Annotated in this window: 1 protein-coding gene; it reads left to right on the top strand. The window is 78.9% G+C overall.

From position 1 onward, the window contains the following. The coding region (locus tag GT042_RS05575) for an FHA domain-containing protein (protein ID WP_161307580.1) at positions 1-848 on the top strand (848 nt) is incomplete at both ends.

The following is an 848-nucleotide window of genomic DNA, read 5'->3' as shown; positions in this document are numbered from 1 at the left end:
CCGCACCCGCCGGGACGGCGCTGGCCGCCGTCGCCTCCGCCCTCGCCACCGCCGTGTCGGGACCCGACGCGTCGGGCACCGTGGTGCTGTACGCGGGTACGGAACGGCTCGACGCGCAGCGCTGCGCCCTCGGGGAGCCGCCGCTGATCGACGGCGCGGTGCTCTCCCTCCAGGTCCCGGGCCAGGACGAGACGCACGGGGTGGCGGAGATGGACGCGCCCGCCCAGCTGCGGGTGGTCGCCGGGCCCGACGCGGGCGGGGTCCATCTGCTGCACGGCGGGCAGATCAGGATCGGCCGCTCCGCCGACGCGGACGTCCCGCTCGACGACCCGGACGTCTCGCGGCTGCACTGCGCGGTGACGGTCGCGGACGACGGCGGGGTGTCGGTCGCGGACCTGGGCTCGACGAACGGGACGACGCTGGAGGGCGCCGAGGTGGGGCCCCGGCCGGTCCGGCTGCCGCCGGGGGCGCTGCTGCGGATCGGCGAGTCGGCGGTCCGGCTCATGACGGGCGGCCTGACGCCCCCGCTGCCGACGACCCCGGACGGGGAGGGCCATCTGCGGGTGGTGCGCCCGGCGGACGGGGAGGGCGCGGGCGAGGCCGACGGCAGGTCCGCGGAGACGGGCGCGTACGGCTCCGGGGGGTACGGCTCGGACGGCTCGGGCCTCGGTCCTGTGGGCGTCTCGCCCGGGCCGCAGTACGGCGGACAGCGGTCAGGGTCCGGTCCGTCCGGGTCCGGTCCGTCCGGGGGAGGGGCGGGGACGCCGTTCCCGGAGCAGCAGTCCGTACCGGGAGCGCGGCAGGGACAGCCCCAGGGTCCGCCGTGGGACGGCTCGCAGGACGGCCCG

The sequence above is a fragment of the Streptomyces sp. SID3212 genome, assembly GCF_009865405.1.
Lineage (GTDB): Bacteria > Actinomycetota > Actinomycetes > Streptomycetales > Streptomycetaceae > Streptomyces.
This window is presented reverse-complemented; position numbering and strand designations above follow the sequence as displayed.